This window comes from Mycobacteriales bacterium, assembly GCA_040902655.1.
Lineage (GTDB): Bacteria > Actinomycetota > Actinomycetes > Mycobacteriales > SCTD01 > SCTD01.
In genome coordinates, this window is the sequence record JBBDWV010000025.1 from 36,233 (window position 1) to 53,290 (window position 17,058).

Below are 17,058 nucleotides of genomic sequence, written 5' to 3' on the forward strand. Positions count from 1 at the left end.
TCGCGCGGCCGGCGGGGACTACGGTCGATCCGATGCCCGAGCCCGTGCTGCAGATGTTCGGAGTGGCTGTCGTCCGGGACGGCGCGACGATGCTGGCCGACGTGGACTGGACGGTCCGGGACGGTGAGCGCTGGGTCGTGCTGGGACCCAACGGCGCCGGCAAGACCACGCTGCTCCACGTCGCGGCCGCGTCCTTGTTCCCGTCACGCGGATCCGTCCAGCTGCTCGGCGAGCGGTTCGGCAGCACCGATCTCGGCGAGCTGCGCACCCGGGTGGGCCTGTCCAGCGCCTCCCTCGCCGATCGGATCCCGGCAGCCGAGACGGCACTGGACGTCATCGTCACCGCCTCCTACGGCGTCGTGGGCCGGTGGTCGGAGCGCTACGACGACACCGACATGGCGCGCGCCCAGGAGCTGCTGGGCCGGATGGGGCTGCGCGACTTCGCCGCCCGCCGCTTCGGCACGCTGTCCGAAGGTGAGCGCAAGCGCGTGCTGCTCGCCCGGGCGCTGATGACCGACCCCGAGCTGCTGTTGCTGGACGAGCCGGCCGCGGGGCTGGACCTCGGGGCACGGGAGGCGTTGCTGCGGCTGCTCAGCCGACTGGCCCAGGACGAGGCGGCGCCGCCGACGGTGCTGGTGACCCACCATGTGGAGGAGGTGCCGGTCGGCACCACCCATGCGCTGCTGTTGTCCCGGGGGCGCTCCGTCGCAGCAGGTCCGGTGCGGGAGGTGCTGACCGGCCCGCTGCTGTCGCGGGCGTTCGGACTGCCGCTGGCGGCCGAAGAGCGCGACGGCCGCTTCGCGGCGCGCGCCAGCGCCTTCTAGCCCCGCAGCGTGGCGGTCTCGTCGACCCAGTCCACGGCCTTGGCCCGCAAGGTGTCCTCGTAGGCCTTGGCGTGGTGAGCGCAGAACAGCAGGTCGCCCGAGGACAGGACGACACGGACGAAGGCCTGCGCGCCGCAGCGGTCGCAGCGGTCGGCAGCGGTCAGGGTGGGGGCGGGAGGAGTCGCGGTTCCGGTCACGCCTAGAACAACACCACACTCGGGCCGTGCGTTCCCGGCGAGGGCGGGATCGGGGCGTGTCGCCGCGCTCCGGTAGCGAGGCCACGAGCCTGAGCTGCGGGTGGCCTCAGCCGCCCAGGCTGCGCACGAGGGCCCGGACCGCCGGACGCCGGAGCTGGGCATCCAGCGTCGTCCGGCCGCTGACCAGGCGCGTGAACAGCCTCCACATGGGTGCGGTGCGCAGCAGTTCGTGGACGATCCGCGGATGGCCGCCGAACGCCGCGAGCGCCCGGCGCCCTGCGGCCATCTCGGCGCCGAGCGAGGCCTGGACCGCAGCCGGGTAGCCGGCCGGGTCGCCCGCCGCCGCCGCACCGGCGAGTGTGCCGGACCGCAACGCGAAGGAGATCCCCTCCCGCGTCCACGGCTCGAGCAGCCCGGCGGCGTCGCCGGCGACGAGCACCCGGCCGCGGACCAGCGGTGAGTCGGGGGTCCGGACCCGGGTGAGGTGGCCACCGTCCCTCCGGGCGGTCGCGAGGTCCAGCCCGAGCGAGGCCACGAAGGAGCGGTAGTAGGCACGCATCGCCTCGCCCTGCGTCCGGCTCCCGATGACGCCGACCGTGAGGGTGTCGCCCTTCGGGAAGACCCAGCCGTAGGAGCCCGGCACCGGCCCCCAGTCGAGCAGCACCCGGCCGGCCCACTCCGAGCCCGGCGGCGTCGGCAGCTCCGCCTCCAGCCCGAGGTCGACCTGCTCGCAGATCACCCCCACGTGCACGCCGGCCCGGCTGCCGGAGCCGTCCGCGCCGACGACCGCACCGGCGCGCAGCGAGTCCTCCCGGGTCCGGACCGTCACGCCGCTGCTGGTCTGCTCGTAGCCGGTCACCGTCACGCCGGTGCGCAGCTCCACGCCGGCCCGCAGCGCGACCTGGACCAGCGCCGCGTCCAGCTGTGCGCGCAGGACCATGGGCAGGAACGGTTCGCTCTGCCGGGTGAAGCCCGCCCGACCGCCGGCGGTGAAGGTGATGCGGCCGACCCGGTCGAGGCAGAGCGGCGTGAGGTCGACGCCGGCGGCGGCGACCGCCGCCTGTGACGTGCCGATCAGTCCGCCGCCGCAGCACTTGTAGCGGGGCAGCTGCTCCCGCTCCAGCAGCACGGTCCGGGCGCCGGTGCGGACGGCGGCCAGCGCCGCGGCGGCCCCTGCAGGCCCTGCACCCACGACCGCGACGTCCCAGCCGGTCACCGCAGCGCCGTCGCGTGGCGGACCGTCGCCCCGGCAGGTGGTGGTCTGGGCACGGCAGGGATCTGCGCGGTGGCGACGAACAGGACGAGCAGCACAGACCCGGTAACCAGACCGGCCGGTCCGTCGTTGACCAACCCGGACAGCGGGCCGAGCCAGTCGCCGGAGACGCCGGGGCAGGGCGCGGTGCGCGGGACATCCGTCACGCGCAGGATGGTTGCACCTACCGGTGCGGCCGGGCAGAGAGGCGGTCAGGTGCGGCTCCTGCGCCCAGGCGTGGTCGGCGTGGCGCTCGCCTCGACGTTGCTGTCCGGCGTCGCCGTCGCGACCCTCGACCGGGCCGGGCGCACGGCGGCTGCCCCCGTGGCACAGACCGCAGCCGATGCCGCCGCAGCGCCCGAGCCGCTCGACCTACCCGGCGCCGTCCCGGCCGCACCGTTGGGGCAGGCCGCCGATCGCAGCCGTCCCGCCGCGCCCGCGCCCGCGCCGAAGGCGGAGCCGGCGGTGTCCCCGCTGGCCGTCCTGCACGTCCCGGATCTGCTCGTCCGCGTGTCGCGCCCGTTGACCCCCGCCCACCTCACGGCGCTGCAGGCCGTTCGCAAGGTCGAGGCGGTGGCGCTCATCGACGCCGGGACGGTCCGCGTCGGTGGTAAGGCGGCCCGCGTCGTGGGTGTCGACCCGTCGACGTTCCGCGCTCTCACCCCGCAGGAGACCGCCTCCTCCGACGAGCTGTGGAAGGCCGTCGCGCGCGGCGAGCTGGCGCCGTCCTACGGCCTGGCCCGCGCACGCGACCTGCCGCTCGGCGGCACCGTCACCGTCCAGGGGCACCGCGACCTCGAGCTCCGGGTCGGTGCGCTCGCGGCGTACGGCCTGTCGGGCATCGACCTGGTCACCGATCGCGCCGTCGCCCGTTCCCTCGGAGTCGTCCCGTCGAGCGCGGTGGTCGTGAGCGCCCCCGGCCGCGACATCGGTGCCCTGCGCAAGGCGGTGCACGCGGTCCTCGGCCCCGACGCGGTCGTCGAGGTCCTGCGCCCCGAGGTCGTGGCGCCCCGTGGCGGCAAGCCCCGCACCTACCGGGAGCTCTACATCGACTCGGCCCGCTACTGCCGCGGGCTGTCCTGGACCGTGCTCGCCGCCATCGGCCAGGTCGAGAGCGCCCACGGCCGCCACCTCGGCCCCTCCAGCGCCGGCGCGCTCGGCCCGATGCAGTTCCTGCCCAGCACCTGGGCCGCGTACGGCATCGACGGCGACGGAGACGGCAAGGCCGACATCATGAGCCCGTACGACGCCGTGCCGTCAGCGGCCCGCTACCTGTGCCGCTTCGGTGCCAACCGCGGGCCCGACGGCCTCTACGACGCGATCTTCGCCTACAACCACGCCGACTGGTACGTGCAGCAGGTCCTGGGGCTGGCCGCGCAGTACAAGTAGCGGGGCGCCGGATCAGTTACGGCAGCAGGACGACCTTGCCGATGGTGCCGCGGTCGGCGAGCTTGGCCAGGGCGGACGGCGCCTGGCTCAGGGGGAGTTCCGCACCGATCAGGGGGTCGATCCGTCCTTGCTCCCACAGCGCCATCAGCGCGTCGTGGGTGTCCGGGATGACCTGCGGCTGGTGCGTGCGGTAGAGCGCCCAGTGCAGGCCGACGACCGCGTAGTTCTTGACCAGGGCGTGGTTGGTCGGGGCGTCCGCGATCCGGCCGCCGGCGAAGCCGACGACCACGATCCGACCCTCGAAGGCGATGCACCTGCGGCTCTTGTCGAAGGTGTCACCGCCCACCGAGTCGTAGACGACGTCGGCGCCGCGGCCCTCCGTGATGTCCTTGACCACGGGCACGAAGTCCTCGGCGAGATAGTCGATGCAGACGTCGGCGCCCAGCTGCTCGCAGACCCGGATCTTCTCCGGACCGCCGGCGGTCGCGATCACGCGGGCGCCGGCGGCCTTGCCCAGCTGGATGGCGGCGCTGCCCACCCCACCGGCGCCGGCATGGACCAGCAGCGTCTCACCGGGCTGCAGCCGCCCCCGGTGGTGCAGGCCCAGGTAGCCGGTCTGGTAGGTGATGAGCATGCTCGCCGCCGTCGCGGCGGGCATGGCGTCCGGGACGGGTAGTGCTCCCGCCTCCGACACCACGACCCGCTCGGCCAGACCGCCGCGTGGCAGGCCTGGGGCGGCGAGGACGCGTTCACCGGCCCGCGGCCCGTCCAGCACGGTGCCGCAGACCTCGAGCCCCGGCGTGAACGGCAGGGGGGGCTTCTCCTGGTAGAGACCGCGGCACAGCAGCACGTCCGGGAAGTTGAGCGCGACGGCGTCCACCCGGAGCCGGAGGGTGCCGGAATGGACCGCCGGCTCGTCGACCTCCTCCCAGCGCAGGACGTCCTGCGGCTCGCCCACCTCGTGGAGCTGCCAGGCCTTCACGCCGCCGCCCCCTCGCCGTAGGACACCGGCTCGGCGCCGTCGGGGTACCGCTTCAGGTCCGCGCCTCGCGGATCCACCGCCATCGTTCTCCTTCAGGGTTCGCGTCGTGGGGGAGTCCGGGCCGGGACCCCCTGGGCTGTCCGGAACGAGGTCTACCTCACGGGCCGGCAGGCCGAGCAGCCGACCCTGTCGAGCCGGGCGCGGAGATTCCCGCGGTTGACAACCAAGCGTTCGCTTGGAAGTCTGCCCGGGCGGCTCCGCAGGCCGACACGTCGGTCCGGCCCGAGGGGACGAGATGGTCGCGAGGTCCGTGCGTGGGCCCGATGTCGACACCACGGTCCGCAATGCCGGACTGGTGGCGGCCCGGCGGGCGGAGATCTGTCGCGCCGCCGTCGTCTTGGCGCGTCGCGTCTCCTTCGGTGCGGTGACGACCCGCGAGATCGCGGCTGAGGCACAGATGAACATCGCCACCGTGTACCAGTACGTCCGGTCCAAGGACGACATCGTCTTCCTGGTGTGCCAGCAGAACGTGTCCAACCTGCAGGACGAACTCAGTGCCAGCGAGGTGAACCCCGTGCGGAGATTGAAGAGCCGCTTCTTCACCCTCATGCGCGTGATGCAGGACAGGCAGCTGGAGATCACCTTCGTCTACCAGGAGTCGCGCAACCTCGACGGCGAGTACCTGCAGGCGGTCAAGGACTGGGACGAGCTCGTCGTCGACCATTTCGAGGAGCCGTTGGCAGCCGCGCACCGGCTGGGCATGGCCGAGGTCGAGAACACCCGGCTCGCCGCCCGTTCCATGGTGGAGACCGGTTATGCCTGGGCCAACAAGAGTTGGTCGTTCCGCAAGATCGCGACCAACGAGGAGTACCGCGACGTCCACTGGCGGTGGTTCGAGAGAGCGTTCGACCTGCGGGTCGGAGAGGAGCAGGAATGAACGAGGACGTCCAGGGCCGGGTCCGCGAGCTACTGACCAGCGACGGCGGTGTGCCGGCCGACCACGGGCGGGACGTGGACCGGTTCTACGCCGAGACGGTCCCCGCCCTCGCGAAGCGCGGGCTGTTCGGGCTGTTGATCCCGCAGGCCTATGGCGGCCACGGCTACACGGTCGAGCAGTACGTCGCCGCGATCGAGGAGATCGCGGCCCACGACATGATGGCGGCGTACTCGATCAACGAGCACTCCACCATCGGGACCCTCGGCCTGGTGCAGTACGGCAGCGAACAGCAGAAGGCGGCCCTGCTGCCCGCACTCGCGGCCGGCGAGGTGCTCGCAGCGTTCTGTCTCACCGAGCCGGCGAGCGGGTCCGACATCACCAGCCTCGGGACGCACGCCGCACCACGTGAGGGTGGCTACGTGCTGAACGGCAAGAAGATCCACATCAGCCTCGCCCACCACGCTCGGCTCTTCACGGTCCTCGCGCAGGTCACCGGCTCCGAGGGTCCGGCCCGCAAGGCGGCTTTCCTGATCTCCCGTGACAACCCCGGCCTGTCGAACGGCCCCGAGAATTCCAGCCCACCCGGCTACCTCATCCCCATCGCGGGATCGGTCGTCCTGGACGGTTGCGAGGTCCAGGACAGCGACGTGCTGGGCGCGGTAGGTGCTGGTGGGCGCATCTTCAAGCAGGCACTGGAGACCGCGCGGGTGGGGCTGGCCGGGGCCTACGTCGGCAACGGGCGGGATGCCCTGGCCCGCACCGTGGCGCGAGTCGTCGAGCGTCGCAGCTTCGGGCAGCGGGTCGCCGACCATCAGATGGTCCAGGCGAAGATCGCCGACATGCACGTCTCGGTCGAAGCGGGCCGCCAACTGGTACGTCACGCCGCGCGGGTCATCGACACCGAGCCGGAGGCGGCGACGGCGGTGTGTGCGGCCGCCAAGGTCTTCGTCACCGAGGCCGCCCAGCGCATCGGTGCCGACGCCGTCCAGCTCTTCGGTGGAGCCGCTTTCCTCGTCGAACCGCCGGTGGACTGGTATCTGCGGGACGCCAAGATGGGCGACATCCTGGGGGGGACCTCGGAGGTGATGCGGTTGCTCATCGCCAAGGACGTGGTCGGCAGGCACACCCTGGCGGTGGAGGCTCGTGCCTGAGCCCGCCGCCGAGGAGTTGACCGTCCCCGAGCTGCTCCGGCGACATGCCCGTGAGCGGCCCGACCAGCCGTTCCTCGAACAGGTCGAGGACGGCAGATCGTCCACCTACGCGCAGGTCGCCGCCACGGTGGAGCGCGTCGCTGCCGGACTGCGGTCCCTGGGAGTCGGACGGAACGACCGGGTGGTGACGATCCTGCCGAATGTCGCGGAGAGCGCGGTCGCCTGGTTCGCGTGCATGCGGCTCGGGGCGGTCGAGTGTCCGGTCGGCGTCGGCTACAAGGGGCCGCTGCTCGTCTCGCTCCTCGACAGTGCCGACGCGCGCGTTCTGGTGGCCTCGAGGAGTGTCCTCGCCGACCTCGAGCCGGTGCTCGGTGCGGTACCGGGGCTCGAGCACCTGGTCGTGGTGGACGTCCCGGGCAGTTCGGCGCCGGCTCCGCAGGCACCGGCCGGCCGCACCGTCTGGTCGTGGGAGCAGTTGGCCGACCTCGGCGAGCCGGACCGGCTCGAGGAGGTGCCGTTGGGCATGAGCGACGTCGCCTGCATGCTGTTCACGTCCGGGACGACAGGCGGCTCCCGAGGAGTCCTGTGCACCTTTGCGCAGGAGTACGAGTCGGCTGTCGCCGCACCTCCCGGGCTCGACCGGTCAGAGGCGATCTACGCCACGTCCCCGCCCAACCACGTGGGCCAGAAGCTGCTGCTCTACAAGTCGCTCGTCGCGGGGTGCCGACTCGTCATGCGGTCGTCTTTCAGCCTCTCGCACTTCTGGAGCGACGTCCGGGAGTCCGGGTCCACCCACACGCTGCTGCTCGGCGGCGCGACCAGCTACCTGCTGTCCGAGCCGGTCCGCGACGGCGAGGACGACAGCCCGCTGCGCTCGGTGCTGATGATTCCGATTCATCCTGACGTCAACACCTTCCGGGCCCGGTTCGGTGTCGCCGTGCACTCGATGTTCAACATGACGGAGATCTGTCCGGTCACCTCCATCTCGGACGAGGACATCGTCGATCACCGCAGCTGTGGGCGGGTGCGTCCCGGTTTCGACTGGCGCCTGGTCGACGAATTCGACGAACCGGTGCCGCTCGGTGAGCCCGGCGAGCTCGTGCTCCGTCCGGAGAAGCCGTGGCAGTTCTCGAGGGGCTACTGGCGCGACGACGCGAAGACCGTCGACGCGTGGCGCAACCTGTGGTTCCACACCGGAGACGTCTTCGTGACCGACGAGAGCCTGCAGCTGCGCTACCTCGACCGCAGGAAGGACGTCGTCCGGCGCCGTGGGGAGAACATCTCCTCGGCCGAGCTGGAGAGCATCGCGGTCGCGCACGACCAGGTCGAGGAGGTCGCGGTGATCGGTGTCCCGTCCGAGCACACGGAGGAGGACATCAAGCTGGTCGTCGTGCCGCGGCAGGTCGGTTTCGACGACGCTCTCGACATCTTCTGCTTCCTCGAGCAGCGGGTGCCGCGGTTCATGCTCCCGCGTTACGTCGAGTTCGTGCCGGAGCTGCCGAAGACCCCCACGTTGAAGGTGCGCAAGGGCGAGCTGCGCGCCGGCGGGGTGTCCGGACGGCTGCACGACGTGCAGGAGCTCTCGAGGAGCCGGCGGAAGGGCGGCTCCTCGTGACCGGCCGGCCTCCCGCCCCGCCGGGCGCCGCCGGCGGGGGCGCAGCGGTCTTCGACCCGCAGCGTCTCGGGCAGATCTACGACGCGCCGGCGGTCGTCGACCAGCGGGCTGCCACCCGACGACTGTTGGCGGCCCGACCAGGCGCGCGCGTGCTGGACCTGGGCTGCGGGCCGGGCCACCTGACCGCCGAGCTCGCCGGTGACGTGGGCGAGCAGGGCCACGTGCTGGGCCTGGACCGCCAGCCGAGCATGATCGAGGCGGCCCGGCGCAGGACGGGCCGCGGTGCCGGGCAGGCACGGCGAAACTTCGTGCTGGGTTCGGCGACCGCCCTACCGCTCGACGATGCGTCCTGCGACGGCGTCGTCGCCGTCCAGGTGCTGGAGTACGTGCCGGACCTGGAGCAGGCCGTGGCCGAGCTGTGTCGGGTGCTGCGGCCGGGTGGCACAGCTGTCCTCGTGGACACCGACTGGCGTTCGTGCGTCTGGCACTCTGCCGACCGGGACCGGACGGACACGGTGCTGCGGGCGTGGGAGGAGCACTTCGTGCACCCACACCTGCCGACGGGTATCGCCGCGCTGTTGCGGGCCGGCGGCCTGCAGGACGTGCAGGTACATGCGGTGCCCGTCGTCGAGACCGATCCCGCCGCCGCCCTCTACAGCCTCGGCATGGCGGACCTGATCGCCGCGTTCGTCGCCCGGCGGCACCGCGACCTGGTGGAGGCGTGGCAGGCCGACATCCTCCAGCAGGCGGCCGCGGGGGAGTACTTCTTCGGCGTGACCCGCTTCGCGGCCGTCGCCACCCGGTGAGTCAGCGCGCGGCCTCGACGGTGGCGCCGACCCGGCCCAGCAACGGCTCGGAGCCCGGTGGTCCGAGCACCTGCAACCCCACGGGCAGGCCTGCGCCGTCGACACCGCACGGCACCGACAGCGTCGGCGCCCCCGTCACGGCGCCGAGGCAGGCGTAGCGGGACAGCGCGGCGGCCACCAGCTGCGGACGTCCACCGACCTGCACGGTCTGCTCACCGCGTGGCGGGGCCGTGCACGGTGTGGTGGGAAAAACCAGCACGTCGAGAGCAGCGGTGGCGAAGCAGTCCGCCAGCGCGCGTCGCACGGCGCGGGACGCCTGCAGGGCGGTACTCGCGTCCGCGTCGTCCAGCTCGGTGCCGAGGGTGAGCAGGGCCCGGGCTGCAGACCCCCAGTGCCTCGGCCGGGCGAGCACAGCGGGGGCCCACAGCCGGGCGGAGGCGTGCAGCATGACCAGCAGGGAGGCGGCCGCCGCCCAGCCCGTCTCCGGCACGGTGACGTACACGGGTCGGGCCCCCCGGCCGGCGAGCCCGTCGACGGCGCGCTCGACCTGCTCCGCCACGCCCGGCTGGACCGGACCGGTGGTGAGCACACCCACCCGCAACCCCTCGACCTCGGGAACCGGGACCGGGACCGGCCGTCCGCTCAGCAGGCCGAACAGCCGGAGGCACAGCGAGACGTCGCGGGTGAGCGGTCCGATCGTGTCCTGCCCGGGGGCGAGCGGCGTCGCGCCCGCGGTGGGCACCATGCCGTGGGTGGGGCGTAGCCCGACGACGCCGCAGAGAGCGGCCGGGATGCCGATCGAGCCACCGGTGTCGCTGCCGAGGGCGCCGGCGACCAGGCCGGCGGCCACGGCGACGGCGGATCCCCCCGACGACCCGCCGGCCAGCCGGGCGGGGTCCTGGGGGTGCTCCACAGCAGGGGTCGTCGCGCCCCAGCCCATCTCGTGCGTGGCCGACTTCCCGACGCAGACCGCGCCCGCCGCTGCCAGCCGCTCCCACGCCGCGCAGGAGACGTCGGGCTCGCGCCAGGCGCCGCCCGGAGTGCCGTTGCGGGTCGGCTGCCCGGCGACGTCGAGCAGGTCCTTGACGACCATGGCCAGGCCCTCGAGCGGACCCGCCCGAGGGCGGTCGAGCGACTGCGGGACGTGGACCAGCGCCGGTCGAGGCGCGTTCCCGGCCGCCTGCGCACGGCGGAGCAGGTCCTCTCGTGCAGCCGGGGGGAGGTCCGGCCACGGCGTCGGGCGAGCTGTCGGCGGCGCTGTCGGTGGCGGTGGCGCGTCCGGCAGCCGTTCCCAGCCGCGGGCGGCCGCCTCGCCGCTCCCGTCGCGCATCGCGGCCGAGACCACCTGCCGGGCGCGGAGCATCATCGCGCGGTAGGCGTCCGCCGTACGCGTCTCCAGCTCGTCGCCGGCGATCAGCCGCCCCGCCTGCGACGGGCGCGGCGGCGTGCTCACGCCGAGGCCCGCGCGACCAGCCGGTCCACGACCTCGGCGGGACAGCCTGCGGCGAGCAGGATCTCGCGCGTCTGCCGGCCGATCTCGGGCGCGTGCGACTGCGGGCCGGGTGCCGTTCCGTCGAAACGCAGCGGCTGGCGCACGTGCACCCGCTCCGGGTGGTCCGGCTCGGCCGGGACTGTCACGAACATCCCGCGGGCGCGTACCTGGGGGTCCTGCGGGACGTCGTCGAGGGCGTTCACCCAGGCATGAGGCACGTCGTGCTCCACCAGCCGCTGTTCCCACGCGGACCTGCCCCGGGCACCGACCTGCGCCGCGATCCGCTCCGTGAGCTCGTCGTGGCGCTCCAGTCGCTCGGCCGAGCGCAGTCCGCTCAGTTCGGGGAGCTCGCAGGCCGCGCACAGGCGCTTCCAGAAGTGGTCCTCGTGCGCCACGCTCAACGAGAGCAGCTGCCCGTCGGCGGCGGCGAAGACGCCGTAGCCGGGTTCGTACGGGAACGCCGGAGGTCCGAGCCGGTTCACCACGGGCATCAGGTGTGCCGTCAGGAGCGACACCAGCCCGTCGGTCATCGAGACGTCGACGTGTGTCCCGTTGCCCGTCCGCTCACGTTGCTGCAGAGCCGACAGCACCCCGACGACCGCGAACAGGCCTGCCGACAGGTCTCCCAGCGCCAGGCTGGGGGCGGCCGACTGCCCGGGGAGCTGCAGGCGCTCGTACAGATGCCCGGCGACCGCCTGGTAGGACACGTCGTGGGCCGGCCGGTCCCGGTAGGGGCCGTCCTGTCCGAAGCCCGAGATCGACGCGTAGACCAGGCGCGGGTTCACCTCGCGGACCTGCGGATAGCCGACGCCGAGGCGCTCCATCGTCCCCGGCCGGTAACCCTCCAGCAGCACGTCGGAGGTGCGGCACAGCGCCAGCAGCGCGTCGACACCCTCCTGGTCCTTGAGGTCCAGCGCCACCGAGCGCTTGCCGCGCGCGAGTGACTCGAAGAACGAGCCGAACTGGCGCGCCGGGTCGCCGCCACCAGGCCGTTCCACCAGGACCACGTCCGCGCCGAGGTCGGCCAGCAGCAGGGTGGCGTACGGGCCGGGGTACTGCTCGGCCAGCGAGAGCACCCGGAGGCCCGTCAGGGGTCCCGTCACTCCTGCGCCCACCCGTTCCCGTCGACGAGCTGCCGCGCCGCGACCATGTGCTGGATCGTGGGGGTGCCCTCCTCCAACCAGTTCAGCCGCGCGTCGCGGTACAACCGCTCGATGCTCCGGGCGCGGGTGTAGCCGATGCCACCGTGCACCAGCAGGGCGCGGTCGGTGACCCGGCCGACGGCTTCGAGTCCGAACAGCTTCACCAGGGAGGCCTCGAGCGGGATCGGCTGCCCCCTGTCGTACTTGTCGGCGACGTCGTCGAGCATGAGGCGCAGCGCGTAGACGTCCTGCGCCATCTCGGCGAGGTAGCGCTGCACCGCCTGACGCTCGGCGATCGGCTTGCCGAAGGTGACCCGCTCCCGGGCGTGCTGCAGGGAAAGCTCGAGCGCGTACTCCGCGGTGCCCAGGGACGAGCCGGCGACGAGCACCCGGCTGATCTCCAGGGAGCGCTCCATGCCCGCCAGGCCCTCGCCCTCCTGTCCGAGCAGGTCCGTCGCGGGCACCCGGACGTTGTCGAAGGTGAGCTGGCCGTGCTGGCCGCCCTTGCACCCCATCGTCTCGGGAAGCGCCTCGATCGTGAAGCCGGGCAGCCCCCGCTCGACCGACAGCGCGCTGACCGCCGACCGGCCGCCGGTGCCCGTCCGGGCGAACACGATGAAGTGGCTGGCGAAGTCGGAATTGGTGATGAGCCACTTGCGCCCGTTGAGCACGTAGGAGTCGCCGTCGCGAACAGCAGTGGTCCCGAGGTCCGCCCCGGTGCCGTGGTCCGGCTCGGTGAGGGCGAAGGCGACCGACTTCTCGCCGCGCGCCGCTGCAGGCAACACCGCCCGGGCCTGCTCCTCGCTGCCGAGCTCGGCGTACGCGTGGCACATCGAGTTGTGCACGTGGACCAGCGCCCGGATGCCACCGTGCACCTTGGCGAACTCCGCGATCACCGGCAGGTACTGGGCGATACTCAGACCCAGCCCGCCGTACTGCTCCGGGATGAGCATGGCGAAGACTTTCAGGTCGGCGAGGATCGGGAAGAGCCGGTCGCGGGGGATCGACTCCGTCTCCTCGATCTCCTCGGCCAGCGGCGCGACCTCGCTCCACAGCCGGGCGAAGACCTCCGTGCGAAGTGCCTGGTAGTCCTGGTCCTCCATCGCTGAGGACTCCTCTCTCGGGGCGGTGCGGTGCTCAGGCCGGTCCGTCAGCTCAGGTCGCCTCCGGGGAGACCTTGATGCTCGCCCGGGCAACCTTGCGGGCCGCGGAGTCCCGCAGGCCCTGCTCCACGTCGTCCAGCGCGTAGTCGGCGTCGACCAGCGAGTCCCACGGGTAGTGCGCGTTGTCGGCCAGGAAGTCCAGCGCCCGGCCGAGGAACCACGGGTGGTAGCGGATGGCCGCCCGGATGACCGCCCCCGAGCGGGTGAACAGACCAGGGTCGAAATCGCACAGCTTGCCGGGGCTGATGCTGCCGATGCTCACGAACCGCCCGCCCGGCCGGACCGTGCGCACGCCGTCCGAGAAGGTGCTCGGCACGCCGGTGACGTCGATGACCGCGTCCGGCGCGCCGCCGACCGCCTCGTGCACCGCGGCCACCCGCGCCTCGGCGGTGTCCGCACCGGACAGGTCGACCACCTCGTCCGCACCGAACAGCCGCGCGGAGGCGATCCGGTCCGGGTGCACCTCGGTGACGACGACGCGGGCACCGCGCTCCTTGGCGATCGCGATACCGCACAGCCCCAGGCCGCCGGAGCCCTGGATCAGCACGGTCTCACCGGTGGCCACCTCGGCGAGGTGGACGCCGTACATCATCTGGGAGAGCGCGCAGTTGGCGCCGGAGGCAGCCCGGTCCGGGACGCTGTCCGGGACCCGGTAGACGTACTGGTCACGGTGCACGTAGTAGTGGGTGCCGAAGGTGCCATGGAAGTGCGGGCTGCTCGTGGCCGGCTCGCGCCAGAAGGCGTAGGCGTTCTGGCACAAATTCCACTCGCCGCGCTGGCAGGCCGGACATCTGCGGCACATCTGGAAGTAGGTGGCCACGATGCGGTCGCCCTCCCGCAGCGGCTGGCCGGCGAAGTCCCGGTCGACACCGTCGCCCAAGCGGGCGACCCGGCCGATGCCCTCGTGCCCGAGCACGCAGCCGTCCACGATCAGCGGGTGGTGCCCGCGCCAGATGTGCAGCTCGGAACCGCAGATGTTGGCGCGCAGCACCTCGGTGAGGATCTCGCCGGCGCCCGGATCGGGGAGGTCGAATTCGCGCTGCTCGATCCGCTCGGGACCGGTCAGGACCGTCGTCACGCCTTTCATGCCTGGCTCCTCACATCGAATGCGACCATCTTGGTCTGGCTGTACTCGTAGACGGCTTCGAGTCCCTTCTCGCGGCCGAAGCCGGACTTCTTGAAGCCGCCGAACGGCAGCGGGACGCCGCCGCCCGCCCCGTAGGAGTTGACGTAGACCTGACCGGACTTGACGTGCCGGGCGAGCCAGAGAGCGCGGTCGACGTCGGTCGTCCAGATCGAGGTGACCAGCCCGAACGCCGTGGCGTCGGCGAGCGCCGCCGCCTCGGCCTGGTCGGCGAAGGTCAGCACGCTCAGGACCGGGCCGAAGATCTCCTCCCGGGCCACCCGCATGTCGCTGGACACGCCGTCGAGCAGTGTCGGCGAGACGAAGTAGCCGCCGTCGAGGCCCGCGAGCGACGGTGCGCCGCCGCCCGCGGCGACGGTGCAGCCCTCGTTCCTTGCGATGTCGAGGTAGCCCAGCACCCGGTCGCGCTGGACCGAGGAGATCAGCGGCCCCATGTCCGGGTCGTCGGTTCCGCGGCCGAGGGTGACGCCGCGGAACCGTTCGCCGAGCAGCTCCACGAGCTCGGCGTGCCGGGACTCGTGGACGATCACCCGGGTGCCTGCCGCGCAGGTCTGGCCGGCGTTCTGGATCAGGGCATTGGTGATGACCGGAACCGCCCGCGCCAGGTCGGCGTCCGCCAGGACGATGCTCGGGGACTTGCCTCCGAGCTCCATCGTCACGGGCTTGACATTCGTTGCTGCCGCGGCCATGACGATCCGGCCGGTGTCGACCCCGCCGGTGAAGGAGATGTGGTCGATGTCGTCGCTGCCCGCGAGGTAGGCGCCCGCGACCTCGCCGCGGCCCGGTACGACGTTGAGGACACCGGCCGGAACTCCGGCCGCCAACGCGATCCGGCCGAGCAGGACCGCGGCCAGCGGGGCCTCCTCCGCCGGCTTCACCACGCAGGCGTTGCCGACCATGAGGGCGGGGGCGACCGTCCTGGAGCAGATCTGGATCGGGTAGTTCCAGGGGATGATGTGCCCGGTGACGCCGAGCGGCTCACGGAACGTCAGGGCGAAGGAGGAGCCGTCCAGCGGGATCGTGTCGCCATAGAGCTTGTCGGCGTAGCCGGCATAGAACTCGAAGTACTGAGCGGCCACCTCCACATCGGCCCTGGCCTGGCGTAGCGGTTTGCCGGTGTCCGAGGACTCGATGTGTGCGAGCCGGTCGGCGTCCGCCCGGATCCCCTGGGCGACCCGGTAGAGGATCTGCCCGCGCTCCCTCGGTGGCAGTGCGGCCCAGGTCGGCTGCGCTCTCCGCGCCGCGTCGATCGCCTCCTGGACGTCCTCGGGCTGCGCGTCCGCCACCCTGGTCAGCAGCCCGTCCGTCGACGGGTCCTTCACGTCGAGGGTCTGGCCGCCGGCCGCCGGCCGGCTGCTGCCGTCGATCAGCAGGTCGAGCCGATCCTCGATCATCGTGTTCGTCATCGTGGTCACCTTCCGTCGCGGCCCGCGCGGGCGGGGCCGACGTTACATAGACCGGTCGGTCAACACAAGACTCCCGGTGGGTCCTGCACGGACGTCCCGGACACAGTGCGGTTACGGTATTGATCTGCTGCGCCGTGCTACTGGACGGCGGCCCGGATCAGTGCTTTTCTCGCAGCTGTACTGACCGGTCCAATGCGAGATCGTCCCAAACAGCAGGACGCGGTTTTCCAGTCCATGGGCAGCGCAGCTGTCCAGGCACATAGACAGAGGAGCTTGGTATGACGTTGAGGTCACGACGGGCCGTCGCAGTGCCCGCGCTCGTCCTCTCGCTCGCGCTCGCCGCGTGCGGTGGTGGTGCTGGTGGCGGCGCTGGTGGCGGCGAGGGTGGTGGCGACCCGATCGAGCTCGGCTTCATCTCCGTGTTCTCCGGGCGGATCGCGATGCTGGGCGAGACCGGCTTCAAGGGCGCGGAGCTGGCGGTCGCGGACATCAACGAGGCCGGCGGCGTGCTCGGACGTGAGCTCCGCATCTCCCAGAAGGACACCGCGGCCAACCCCGAGCAGGCGGTCCGCTCCGCGCGCGACTTCGTCCTGCAGGACGAAGTCGACTTCCTCATCGACGGCTCGTCCTCGAACGAGTCCTTCGCCGTGTCGCAGGCCGCTCCGCAGCTGGACACGGTCGTCATCTCGACGGCCTCGGAGGCCGACAGTCTGACCGAGGAGAAGAACTTCCAGCCGCGGGTGTTCCGCGCGGCGCGCAGCACGTGGCTCGACGGGATCGCCAACGCGCAGTACGGCAAGACCCTCGGGTTCAAGAACTGGATGTCGATCTCGCCGGACTACGCCTACGGCCGCGACTGCACGGACCGCTACTTCGAGGCGCTGAAGCAGGAGCAGCCCGGTGTGCAGGTCGGCAACCAGCTGTGGCCGGCGCTGTTCGAGCCGGACTACACGCCGCTGATCCAGCAGATCCTGCAGCGCAAGCCCGAGGCGGTCTACAGCTGCCTGTGGGGTGGTGACCTGGTGGCCTTCATCCAGCAGGCCCAGCCGTTCGGTCTGTTCGACAAGACCACCTTCGTCACGCCGGCCTTCGCGGACTCACTCGTGATCGAGGCGCTGGGGGACAAGGTGCCGGCCGGCATCCACAGCGCCTCCCGTTTCGCGCTCGGCTCTCCGCCCAGCGACGCGAACGAGAAGTTCGATTCCGACTACCGCGAGAAGTACGGCGAGGGCCCGACGAACTGGTCCGTGCAGGCCTACATCGGTGTCTGGCTGCTGGCCGAGGCGATCAAGGAGGCCGACTCGATCGAGCCGGATGCCGTTGCCGGTGCGCTGGAGGGAATCGAGATGGCGGACACCCCCTGGGGCGACGTCCAGCTCCGCGAGAAGGACCACACCCTCATCCGGTACGACATCCGCTGGGGCGTCACGGAGCCGTCCGGGACCGACTACCCGATCGACTTCACCTTCGAGGCCGATTGGGACACCGTGCTCGAGAAGCAGGGCTCTGCCTGATCGACTGATCGACGGTCGGGTGGCCGGACCGGGAGACCGGTCCG

Annotated in this window: 16 protein-coding genes; 7 read left to right on the plus strand and 9 right to left on the minus strand. The window is 72.1% G+C overall.

The window, feature by feature from the left end; genetic code table 11:
- The first annotated feature begins 32 nt into the window (after positions 1-32).
- Positions 33-824, plus strand: a complete 792-nt coding sequence (locus WD794_07380; GenBank protein MEX2290129.1) for an ABC transporter ATP-binding protein — start codon at positions 33-35, stop codon at positions 822-824.
- On the opposite strand, the gene WD794_07385 is transcribed toward WD794_07380, so the two are convergent.
- The 3 genes from WD794_07385 to WD794_07395 form a co-directional block, all read right to left on the minus strand.
- Positions 821-1,021 carry a hypothetical protein gene (locus WD794_07385; protein MEX2290130.1) on the minus strand — a complete coding sequence of 67 codons (201 nt, stop codon included), beginning with the start codon at positions 1,019-1,021 and terminating at the stop codon, positions 821-823. The two genes, WD794_07380 and WD794_07385, sit on opposite strands and share 4 nt — an antisense overlap.
- A gap of 106 nt (positions 1,022-1,127) precedes the next feature.
- A complete protein-coding gene (locus WD794_07390; protein MEX2290131.1) occupies positions 1,128-2,237 on the minus strand; it encodes a geranylgeranyl reductase family protein in 1,110 nt (369 codons plus the stop codon).
- Positions 2,234-2,440: a hypothetical protein gene (locus tag WD794_07395; GenBank protein ID MEX2290132.1), complete on the minus strand. Its 207-nt coding sequence runs from the start codon at positions 2,438-2,440 to the stop codon at positions 2,234-2,236. The genes WD794_07390 and WD794_07395 overlap by 4 nt, the downstream gene beginning before the upstream one ends.
- 49 nt (positions 2,441-2,489) lie before the next feature.
- Here WD794_07395 and WD794_07400 point away from each other — a divergent pair, with 49 nt between their 5' ends.
- The gene (locus WD794_07400) at positions 2,490-3,662 is read left to right on the plus strand and encodes a lytic transglycosylase domain-containing protein (protein ID MEX2290133.1); all 1,173 of its coding nucleotides are present in this window, start codon (positions 2,490-2,492) and stop codon (positions 3,660-3,662) included.
- 16 nt (positions 3,663-3,678) lie between these two features.
- Here the strand turns inward: WD794_07400 and WD794_07405 are convergent, their stop codons facing one another.
- Positions 3,679-4,644, minus strand: coding sequence for an NADPH:quinone oxidoreductase family protein (locus tag WD794_07405; protein MEX2290134.1), 966 nt, complete (start codon positions 4,642-4,644; stop codon positions 3,679-3,681).
- A 295-nt stretch (positions 4,645-4,939) separates the two neighbouring features.
- On the opposite strand from WD794_07405, the gene WD794_07410 reads away from it, so the two are divergent.
- From WD794_07410 to WD794_07425, 4 genes are read left to right on the plus strand one after another with little or no spacing between them, the layout of a single operon-like run.
- Entirely contained in the window at positions 4,940-5,581 is a 642-nt protein-coding gene (locus WD794_07410; protein ID MEX2290135.1) for a TetR/AcrR family transcriptional regulator, read from the plus strand.
- Positions 5,578-6,732, plus strand: coding sequence for an acyl-CoA dehydrogenase family protein (locus tag WD794_07415; protein ID MEX2290136.1), 1,155 nt, complete (start codon positions 5,578-5,580; stop codon positions 6,730-6,732). The genes WD794_07410 and WD794_07415 overlap by 4 nt, the downstream gene beginning before the upstream one ends.
- The gene (locus tag WD794_07420; GenBank protein ID MEX2290137.1) at positions 6,725-8,347 is read left to right on the plus strand and encodes an AMP-binding protein; all 1,623 of its coding nucleotides are present in this window, start codon (positions 6,725-6,727) and stop codon (positions 8,345-8,347) included. Before WD794_07415 ends, WD794_07420 begins: the two co-directional genes overlap by 8 nt.
- Entirely contained in the window at positions 8,344-9,153 is an 810-nt protein-coding gene (locus tag WD794_07425) for a methyltransferase domain-containing protein (GenBank protein ID MEX2290138.1), read from the plus strand. Before WD794_07420 ends, WD794_07425 begins: the two co-directional genes overlap by 4 nt.
- 1 nt (position 9,154) lies before the next feature.
- Here WD794_07425 and WD794_07430 read toward each other — a convergent pair whose 3' ends face one another.
- The 5 genes from WD794_07430 to WD794_07450 are packed head-to-tail and all read right to left on the minus strand — an operon-like array spanning position 9,155 to position 15,500.
- Positions 9,155-10,606 (minus strand): amidase, encoded by a 1,452-nt coding sequence (locus WD794_07430; GenBank protein ID MEX2290139.1) that lies wholly within the window; start codon positions 10,604-10,606, stop codon positions 9,155-9,157.
- Positions 10,603-11,748 (minus strand): CaiB/BaiF CoA-transferase family protein, encoded by a 1,146-nt coding sequence (locus WD794_07435; GenBank protein MEX2290140.1) that lies wholly within the window; start codon positions 11,746-11,748, stop codon positions 10,603-10,605. Before WD794_07435 ends, WD794_07430 begins: the two co-directional genes overlap by 4 nt.
- Positions 11,745-12,890, minus strand: a complete 1,146-nt coding sequence (locus WD794_07440; GenBank protein ID MEX2290141.1) for an acyl-CoA dehydrogenase family protein — start codon at positions 12,888-12,890, stop codon at positions 11,745-11,747. The genes WD794_07435 and WD794_07440 overlap by 4 nt, the downstream gene beginning before the upstream one ends.
- Positions 12,891-12,942: 52 nt before the next feature.
- Positions 12,943-14,037 (minus strand): zinc-binding dehydrogenase, encoded by a 1,095-nt coding sequence (locus WD794_07445; protein MEX2290142.1) that lies wholly within the window; start codon positions 14,035-14,037, stop codon positions 12,943-12,945.
- Complete coding sequence (locus WD794_07450) at positions 14,034-15,500, minus strand: aldehyde dehydrogenase family protein (protein MEX2290143.1); 1,467 nt, start codon at positions 15,498-15,500, stop codon at positions 14,034-14,036. The genes WD794_07445 and WD794_07450 overlap by 4 nt, the downstream gene beginning before the upstream one ends.
- Before the next feature lie 278 nt (positions 15,501-15,778).
- Between WD794_07450 and WD794_07455 the strand changes: the two genes are divergently transcribed.
- A complete protein-coding gene (locus WD794_07455; protein MEX2290144.1) occupies positions 15,779-17,014 on the plus strand; it encodes an ABC transporter substrate-binding protein in 1,236 nt (411 codons plus the stop codon).
- The last annotated feature ends 44 nt before the right edge of the window (positions 17,015-17,058 follow it).

What these genes read in the sequence shown, in the direction of transcription:
- WD794_07380 (MEX2290129.1), top strand. Translation starts at nt 33, where the DNA reads ATGCCCGAGCCCGTGCTGCAGATGTTCGGAGTGGCTGTCGTCCGGGAC.
- WD794_07410 (MEX2290135.1), top strand. Translation starts at nt 4,940, where the DNA reads ATGGTCGCGAGGTCCGTGCGTGGGCCCGATGTCGACACCACGGTCCGC.
- WD794_07415 (MEX2290136.1), top strand. Translation starts at nt 5,578, where the DNA reads ATGAACGAGGACGTCCAGGGCCGGGTCCGCGAGCTACTGACCAGCGAC.
- WD794_07440 (MEX2290141.1), bottom strand. Translation starts at nt 12,890, where the DNA reads ATGGAGGACCAGGACTACCAGGCACTTCGCACGGAGGTCTTCGCCCGG.
- WD794_07445 (MEX2290142.1), bottom strand. Translation starts at nt 14,037, where the DNA reads ATGAAAGGCGTGACGACGGTCCTGACCGGTCCCGAGCGGATCGAGCAG.
- WD794_07450 (MEX2290143.1), bottom strand. Translation starts at nt 15,500, where the DNA reads ATGACGAACACGATGATCGAGGATCGGCTCGACCTGCTGATCGACGGC.
- WD794_07455 (MEX2290144.1), top strand. Translation starts at nt 15,779, where the DNA reads ATGACGTTGAGGTCACGACGGGCCGTCGCAGTGCCCGCGCTCGTCCTC.